We start from the raw sequence: 7,423 nt of genomic DNA on the forward strand, positions 1-7,423 counted from the left end.
CCGGGGCGGCCGCGCAGGGTCGCGCTCTCCCCCGCCGCCACGGTCAGGGCGCCGCCGCCCAGCCCCGGGGCGCCGCCCGCGCCGGCCGCCCGCCCCTCGCGCGCCCGGAGCGCGGTCCCGCCGCCTCCTCGCCGCGCGCGGCGGCGCGGCCCGCCGGGCTGGCCCGGCGCGCCGCCGGCGTGCCGGGGGCGATGTCACGGCCATCGCCCAGCACCGAGATGCGGTCGGCCAGGGCGAAGACCGCGCTCATGTCGTGCTCGACCAGGATCATCGGCAGCGTGCCAGCCAGGCTGCGCAGCAGCTCGACCAGCCGCGCCGTCTCCTCGCGCCCGGTGCCGGCCATCGGCTCGTCCAGCACCAGCAGCTTCGGCTCCAGCGCCAGGGCCATGGCGAGCTCGAGCTGCCGCTTCTCGCCATGGCTCAGCGCCGCCGCCGGCACCTCGGCCCGGCCGCCGAGGCCGGTGCGCTGCAGCAGTGCCCGGGCCGCCGCGTCGATCTCCCGGTCGCGGCCGACCGGCCGGACGAAGCGGAAGCTGGAGCCGCGCCGGCGCTGCACCGCCGTCGCCACGTTCTGCAGCGTGGTGAAGCCGGGTAGCAGCCGGGTGATCTGGAAGGTTCTCGCCAGGCCGCGCTGGGCTCGGCGATGCGTCGGCAGGCGGGTGATGTCCTCGCCGAGGAAGCGGATGGTGCCGGCATCGGGCACCAGGCGGCCGCAGATCTGCTGGATCAGCGTGGTCTTGCCGGCGCCGTTCGGGCCGATCAGGGCGTGGATCTCGCCGAGCCGGACGTCGAAGCCGACGCCGTCGGTGACGGTCAGCGCGCCGAAGCGCTTGCACAGGCCGTCGACGGCCAGCACCGGATCAGTCATGCCGCACCTTCCCCAGCAGGCCGCCCAGCCCGCCGCGCAGGAACAGCACCACCAGGATCAAAAGCGGCCCGAAGATCAGCCGCCAATGTTCGGTGACGCCGGACAGCAGCTCTTCGGCCAGCAGGAAGGCGGCGGCGCCGACGATGGCGCCGTGCAGGCTGCCGATGCCGCCCAGCACCACCATCACGATCAGCTCACCGGAGCGCTGCCAGGACATGTAGGCCGGGCTGACGAACTCCGCCTGGATCGCCAGCAGCGCCCCGGCCAGCGCGGCGATCGCCCCGGCGATGACGGTGGCGGCGAGGCGATAGGCGAAGGGGTCGTAGCCGAGGGCGCGCATCCGCTCCTCATCCTCGCGGCAGCCCGCGCAGCACCCGGCCGAAGCGCGACCGGGTGACGGCGCGGCACAGCGCCCAGGCACCGACCAGCAGGACCAGCACCGCATAGTAGAAGGCTGACCGGTCGTTCAGCCAATTAAAGCCGGCCACCAGCGGCCGCGACCACAGGGTCAGCCCGTCGTCGCCGCCATAGGCGGACAGGCTGGTCATGGTGAAATAGGCCATCTGGCCGAAGGCCAGGGTGATCATGATGTAGTGCACGCCGCGGGTCTTCAGCGAGACCGCGCCGGTCAGCAGCGCGAAGACCGCCGCCGCCAGCATCGCCGCCGGAAGCAGCACCAGCCCCTCCTCCAGCCCCGCATCCATCAGGATGCCGACGGCATAGGCGCCGAGGCCGATGAAGGCGGCATGGCCGAAGGAGACCAGCCCGCCATAGCCGAGGATCAGGTCGAGGCTGACCGCGGCGATGGCGAAGATCATGATCCGGCCGGCGACGGTCAGCGGATAGGTGCCGCCGAGCAGCGGCGCCACCACCGGCACCAGCGCCAGCACGGCGAAGATCAGCAGCGCCGGCCAGACCGAGCGCAGCGCCGAGGGGCCTGGGGTCGCCGCCCCGGTCATGGCGTCACTGGCCATGGGCGGGGAACAGCCCGGCCGGGCGCCAGAACAGGATCACGGCCATCAGCAGGTAGATCAGCATCGAGGCCAGCGCCGGCCCGACCTGGTTGGCCGCGGCGGGCGCCAGCACCAGGCGGAACAGGTCGGTGGCGAAGGACCGGCCGAGCGTGTCGACCAGGCCGACCAGCAGCGACGCCATGAAGGCGCCCTTGATCGAGCCGATGCCGCCGATGACGATGACGACGAAGGCCAGGATCAGGAAGTTGTCGCCCATGTTCGGCTCGACCGCGAAGATCGGCCCGGCCAGGGCGCCGGCGAAGCCCGCCAGCATGGTGCCGACGCCGAACACGATCATGAACAGCCGGCGGATGTTGACGCCCAGCGCCGAGACCATGTCGGCATTGCTGGCCCCGGCCCGGACGCGCATGCCGATCCGGGTGCGCGCGATCAGCAGCCACAGCAGCAGGGCGACGCCGAGCCCGGCCGCCAGCACGGCGAGACGATAGACCGGGTACAGCAGCCCCGGCATCAGCGCGATCGACCCCGACAGCGCCTCCGGCATCGGAATGCTCAGCGGCGACGAGCCCCACAGCGCCCGCACCGCCTCGTTGAAGAACAGGATCAGCCCGAAGGTGGCCAGCACCTGGTCGAGATGGCTGCGGCCGTAGAGGTGCCGGAACACCAGCACCTCGAGCAGCAGGCCGAGCAGCAGCGCCGCCGCCAGCGCCAGCAGCAGGGCGAGCAGGAAGTGTCCGGTCAGCCCGTAGAAGGCGACCGCGAAATAGGCGCCCAGCATGTACTGCACGCCATGCGCCAGGTTGATAAAGTCCATCACCCCGAAGACCAGCGTCAGCCCGGCGGCGATCAGGAACAAGAGCACGCCGAGCTGCAGCCCGTTCAGGGCCTGGACGACCAGGAGGGTGGTGCTCATGGCTTCGCCAGGCGCGGCATGGCCGCGCCGCCCCTCACCCGGTCTCGCTGCGCGAGCCCGACCTCTCCCGCAAGCGGGAGAGGTAAGTATCCATGGAGCCCCTTTTGCCTCTCCCGCGTGGCGGGAGAGGTCGGACGTCCGCCAGGACGTCCGGGTGAGGGTCGGCAGGGTCTCGCCATCACGAACCGGCCTGCTATCCCTGCCTCAATCCATCGAGCACTGGTCGGCGTAGGCGTCGCCGTAATGCGAGAACACGGTCTCGACCCGGCTGGTGACGATCTTGCCGTCGTCGCGCTTCACCACCTCGGTCAGGTAGAAGTCCTGGATCGGGAAGTTGTTCTTGTTCCAGGCGAAGTCGCCGCGGACGCTGGTCCATTTCGCGTCGCGGATCGCGGTCTTCAGCGCCTCCGCGTCGGTCTTGCCGCCGGCCTGGCGGATGGCGGCGTCGATCAGCCTGGCCGCGTCATAGCCGTTGGCGGCGTACAGCGCCGGCGCGTAGCCGTATTCGGTCTCGAAGGCGGCGACGAAGGCCTTGTTGGCGGGGTTGTCGAGGTTCGGCGCCCAGTTCGCCCCGGCGTAGAGACCGAGGGCCGCGTCCTTGGTGGCCGGCAGCGTCGTCTCGTCGACGGTGAAGGCGGACAGGAACGGGATGCGGTCGGCCAGGCCGGCCTGGCGGTACTGCCGCACCAGGTTGACGCCGGAGCCGCCGGGCATGAACGTGAACACCGCCTGCGGCTCGGCTGCAGCGATCTTCGCCAGCTCGGCCGAGAAGTCCTGCTGGTTGACCTGGGTGTAGATCTCCTCGACCACCTCGCCCTTGTAGTGGCGCTTGAAGCCGGCCAACGCGTCCTTGCCGGCCTGGTAGTTCGGGGCGATGAGGGCGACCTTGGCCCAGCCCTTGTCCTGGGCGTATTTGCCCATGACCTCGTGGTTCTGGTCGTTCTGGTAGGAGACCGAGAAGAAATACGGGCTGCAGCCCTTGCCGGCCAGCGGCGACGGCCCGGCATTGGGGCTGATCAGGATCTTCTCGGCGTCGGTCACCGGCTTGGCGATCGCCATCATGACGTTGGAGAAGACGACGCCGACGACGATGTCGACCTGGTCGCTCTCCAGCAGCTTGCGGACCTTGTTGACGGCGATGTCGGGCTTCAGCTCGTCATCCTCGACCACCACCTCGGTCGGCAGGCCGCCGAGCTGCCCGCTCAGCTCCTTGACCCCGAGCTGGAAGCCGTCGCGCATGTGCTGGCCCAGCGCCGCCGGCGGGCCGGAGAGCGTGGCCATGAAGCCGACCTTGAGCTTGCCCTCCTCGGCCTGCGCGCCGAGCGGCAGGGCCGCCGTCATCAGCCCCGTTGTCATAAGGACAGCCGCCAGCAGGGCCGGAACGCGTCTCGCCATGATGCTCTCCCCCGTTTTTCCGCCGCGCCGGCTGTGGCCGCCGATCGCGCCGCCAGTCTTTCACGCGCCTCCGTCGGGCGGAAGCGATTGGACCCATCTAATCACGAAATGCTTTAAGGTTAAAACAGATTCAGGGCCGGGGTTGCGGCTCCGGCGGGCAGGACTATGGTCGGGCCTATGCCGGAATCGAAGACTCACCGCCTCCCCTCCGCGATGCTGCCGGTCGGCGGCATGGTCACGGCCTGGCCGCGGCCCGACGTGCCGGAACCGAAAGATCCGACCCCATGATCGAGTTCACCCTGCGGGCGCTACGGGTCGAGGACTGGTCCGACGTCGCCGAGATGCAGGTCCAGCCCCGCTATCGCTGGGGCACGCTGCGGCTGCCCTTCCAGTCCGGGGAGGAGGTGCGGAAGCGGCTCGAATCGGCGCCGGCGGACGATGTCCACATCGCCGCGGTGGTCGGGGGCCGGGTGGTCGGCCGGGCCCTGCTGCAGCCCGGCAAGGGCCGGCGCGCCCACACCGGCGCCCTGACCATCGGCGTGCATGACGATTTCCACCGCCAGGGCATCGGCACCGGGCTGATGGCGGCGCTGCTCGACACCGCCGACAACTGGCTGAACCTGAAGCGGCTCGAGCTCGGGGTCTGGACCGACAACGTGCCGGCGATCGCCCTGTACGAGAAGTTCGGCTTCGAGATCGAAGGCTGCGAGCGCGCCTATGCCTATCGCGACGGCGCCTATGTCGACAGCTACCTGATGGCGCGACTGCGAAGCCTCTAGCCGAGCACGGCGGCGAGCCGGGCGAAGCCGTCCTCGCCGCCCGGCAGGCCGAAGCGCAGCAGCGTCGGCCGGTCCGGGAACGGCCGGACCAGGATGCCGGCACGGCCGAGACGGTCCCAGAGCCGCGCCGCCTCCGGATGATCCACCAGCCGGAACAGGTCGGTGCCACCGCGATCGGCGAAACCGCGAGCGGTGAGCAGATCGGCGAGCCGGCCGGCAGCGGCCGACAGGCGCGCCCGCGTCTCGTCCTGCCAGCCCCGGTCCGACAAGGCCGTGATGCCGATCTCGATCGCCGGCCCCGGCACCGCCCAGGGGCCGAGCAGCCGCGCCAGCCGGTCGATCTCCGCCGCCGCGCCCAGGGCGAAGCCGAGGCGGATTCCGGCCAGGCCGAAGAATTTACCGAACGATCGGAGAATCAACAGGCCGGGGCGTCCGGCCTCGGGCGCGAGGCTGGCCCGGGGCGTCACCTCGGCAAAGGCCTCGTCGACCACCAGCAGGCCGCCGCGCGCCGCCAGGTCATCGGCCAGAGCCAGCAGGCGTTCGGAGTCGACGATTCGGCCGTCCGGATTGTTCGGGTTGACCAGCACCACGACCTCGGCCGCCGCGGCCTCCTCGAGCGAGTCGACGGTCGCCACCGCCGCGCCCTCGGCGGCCCAGCAGGCGGCGTGCTCGCCATAGGTTGGGCCCAGGATTGCCACCCGGGCGCCGGGGCGTAGCCGCGGCAGCAGTTGGATCAGGATCTGGGTGCCGGGCGCGGCGACGATCGGGGCGTCCACCGGGGCACCGTAACAGGACCGTGCAGTCACCAGCAGCTCGCGCAGCCGGTCGTGCTGCGGCAGCCGGTGCCACGCGGCGGGATCGATCGCCGGGATCGGATAGGGCATCGGGTTGATGCCGGTGGAGAGGTCGAGCCAGCCCTCGGCGGGGCCGCCCCAGCGGGCCTCGGCGGCGGCCAGATCGCCGCCATGCGGAACCATGCTCATACCCGGTCGATCAGGTGGAAGAAGGAGCCGAAGACGGAGCCGGCGCGGCGGCCGAGGCGGCCGAGCGGCGCGCCCTCCGCATCCCAGGCCTCGAACAGCGCGTCGCCCGGTCCTTCGGACAGGATCGAGGCGTAGTGGAACTCGTGGCCGCGCCAGGCTGTGCCGGCGGCGCCGAGCGGCGTCGCGGCGGCCAGCGCGGCACGGCGATAGCCGAGATGCAGCTTGCGCTCGGCGAAGGAGGTCTCGACCGGCAGCAGCCCGGCCATGGCGTGGCGCTGCCCCTCGGCGTCGGTGAGGCCGGTGCCGAGCACCATGTAGCCACCGCATTCGCCGTAGATCGCCCGGCCCTGCCCGGCTGCCGCGCGCAGCCCGTCGAGGAAGCGGCGGCTGCCCGCCAGCCGGCCGGCCCGGAGCTCGGGATAGCCGCCGGGGAGGTAGACCGCGTCGGCGGAGGCGTCCGGAGCCTCGTCGGCCAGCGGCGAGAACGGCAGGATTTCCGCTCCCGCCTCGCGCCAGGCGGCCAGGAGATGCGGGTAGGCGAAGGCAAAGGCCGTGTCCTGCGCCACGGCGATGCGCTGGCCGAGGGGTGGGAGGGCGAATCTATCAACACTCCCCCTCCCCTTGCGGGAGGGGGGAAGGGGGAGGGGTTTGTCGATCGAAGAGCGCAGGCCGTGCCTGTTCTTTCGGCCCGAGCCCCCTCCCCCTACCCCCTCCCGCAAGGGGAGGGGGAGGATTTCTTCCTGTGTCGCGAAACAGACGTGGCGCAGGACCTCCACATCCACCCCGGCCCCGACCGTCTCTCCGGCCGCGGCCAGGAAGACCTCCAGCGCCGCGTGCTCGACGGCCTGGACCAGGCCGAGATGGCGGGACGGCAGCGCCAGGACCGGCAGCCGCGGCACCAGACCGAGCACCGGCAGGCCGGCATGGCCCGCGGCCCGGCGCAGGATCGCCTCGTGCCGGGGGCTGCCGACCCGGTTGAAGATCACCCCGGCGATCCGCACGTCGGCGCGGAAGGCCTTGAAGCCGGCCAGCACCGCGGCGGCGGAAAAACCCTGGCCACCGGAATCCAGCACCAGCACCACCGGCCAGCCGAAGCGGGCGACAAGGTCGGCAGCCGAGCCGTCCCCGGCCGAACCGGGACCGGGTGCGCCGTCGAACAGCCCCATTGCCGCCTCGACGATCAGGAGATCGGCGCCTTCCGCCTGCCGTGCCGCCAGCGCGTCCAGCGTCTCCGGCCGCATCGCCCAGGCGTCGAGGTTGACGCAGGGCCGGCCGCTCGCCGCGGCGTGGAAGGCGGGGTCGATGTAGTCCGGCCCGGACTTGGCCGAGGCCACGGTCACGCCGCAGTCGCGCAGGTGCCGCAGCAGGCCGAGCGTCACCACCGTCTTGCCGCTGCCGGAGGCCGGCGCCGCGATCATCAGGGCGGGCATGGCTAGGGCGCTGCCGTCGGAAGGACCGCGCTCGCCCCCTCACCCGAAATCGCTGCGCGATTTCGACCTCTCCCCAAGGAG

At 71.7% G+C, this 7,423-nt stretch carries 8 protein-coding genes; 1 reads left to right on the top strand and 7 read right to left on the bottom strand.

The window, feature by feature from the left end:
- Positions 1-43: 43 nt before the first annotated feature.
- From ACTOWL_RS37240 to ACTOWL_RS37260, 5 genes are all read right to left on the bottom strand, one after another.
- Entirely contained in the window at positions 44-868 is an 825-nt protein-coding gene (locus ACTOWL_RS37240; protein ID WP_441326357.1) for an ABC transporter ATP-binding protein, read from the bottom strand.
- Entirely contained in the window at positions 861-1,208 is a 348-nt protein-coding gene (locus ACTOWL_RS37245; protein WP_441326358.1) for an ABC transporter permease subunit, read from the bottom strand. Before ACTOWL_RS37245 ends, ACTOWL_RS37240 begins: the two co-directional genes overlap by 8 nt.
- Before the next feature lie 7 nt (positions 1,209-1,215).
- Positions 1,216-1,842: a branched-chain amino acid ABC transporter permease gene (locus tag ACTOWL_RS37250; RefSeq protein WP_441326359.1), complete on the bottom strand. Its 627-nt coding sequence runs from the start codon at positions 1,840-1,842 to the stop codon at positions 1,216-1,218.
- Positions 1,832-2,755 (bottom strand): branched-chain amino acid ABC transporter permease, encoded by a 924-nt coding sequence (locus ACTOWL_RS37255; protein ID WP_441326360.1) that lies wholly within the window; start codon positions 2,753-2,755, stop codon positions 1,832-1,834. Before ACTOWL_RS37255 ends, ACTOWL_RS37250 begins: the two co-directional genes overlap by 11 nt.
- 204 nt (positions 2,756-2,959) lie before the next feature.
- Positions 2,960-4,150 carry an ABC transporter substrate-binding protein gene (locus ACTOWL_RS37260; RefSeq protein WP_441326361.1) on the bottom strand — a complete coding sequence of 397 codons (1,191 nt, stop codon included), beginning with the start codon at positions 4,148-4,150 and terminating at the stop codon, positions 2,960-2,962.
- 284 nt (positions 4,151-4,434) lie between these two features.
- On the opposite strand from ACTOWL_RS37260, the gene ACTOWL_RS37265 reads away from it, so the two are divergent.
- Positions 4,435-4,929 carry a GNAT family N-acetyltransferase gene (locus ACTOWL_RS37265; RefSeq protein ID WP_441326362.1) on the top strand — a complete coding sequence of 165 codons (495 nt, stop codon included), beginning with the start codon at positions 4,435-4,437 and terminating at the stop codon, positions 4,927-4,929.
- On the opposite strand, the gene cobD is transcribed toward ACTOWL_RS37265, so the two are convergent.
- Both cobD and ACTOWL_RS37275 read right to left on the bottom strand, forming a co-directional pair.
- Positions 4,926-5,912 (bottom strand): threonine-phosphate decarboxylase CobD, encoded by a 987-nt coding sequence (gene cobD, locus ACTOWL_RS37270; protein ID WP_441326363.1) that lies wholly within the window; start codon positions 5,910-5,912, stop codon positions 4,926-4,928. The genes ACTOWL_RS37265 and cobD overlap by 4 nt on opposite strands.
- Positions 5,909-7,342 carry a cobyrinate a,c-diamide synthase gene (locus tag ACTOWL_RS37275; protein WP_441326364.1) on the bottom strand — a complete coding sequence of 478 codons (1,434 nt, stop codon included), beginning with the start codon at positions 7,340-7,342 and terminating at the stop codon, positions 5,909-5,911. Before ACTOWL_RS37275 ends, cobD begins: the two co-directional genes overlap by 4 nt.
- Positions 7,343-7,423: the final 81 nt, after the last annotated feature.

The sequence above is a fragment of the Inquilinus sp. CA228 genome (assembly GCF_052078665.1).
GTDB lineage: Bacteria > Pseudomonadota > Alphaproteobacteria > DSM-16000 > Inquilinaceae > Inquilinus.

Coding starts and splice junctions, on each gene's coding strand:
- cobD (WP_441326363.1), bottom strand. CDS start 5,912: ATGAGCATGGTTCCGCATGGCGGCGATCTGGCCGCCGCCGAGGCCCGC.
- ACTOWL_RS37250 (WP_441326359.1), bottom strand. CDS start 1,842: ATGGCCAGTGACGCCATGACCGGGGCGGCGACCCCAGGCCCCTCGGCG.
- ACTOWL_RS37245 (WP_441326358.1), bottom strand. CDS start 1,208: ATGCGCGCCCTCGGCTACGACCCCTTCGCCTATCGCCTCGCCGCCACC.
- ACTOWL_RS37240 (WP_441326357.1), bottom strand. CDS start 868: ATGACTGATCCGGTGCTGGCCGTCGACGGCCTGTGCAAGCGCTTCGGC.
- ACTOWL_RS37255 (WP_441326360.1), bottom strand. CDS start 2,755: ATGAGCACCACCCTCCTGGTCGTCCAGGCCCTGAACGGGCTGCAGCTC.
- ACTOWL_RS37265 (WP_441326362.1), top strand. CDS start 4,435: ATGATCGAGTTCACCCTGCGGGCGCTACGGGTCGAGGACTGGTCCGAC.
- ACTOWL_RS37275 (WP_441326364.1), bottom strand. CDS start 7,342: ATGCCCGCCCTGATGATCGCGGCGCCGGCCTCCGGCAGCGGCAAGACG.
- ACTOWL_RS37260 (WP_441326361.1), bottom strand. CDS start 4,150: ATGGCGAGACGCGTTCCGGCCCTGCTGGCGGCTGTCCTTATGACAACG.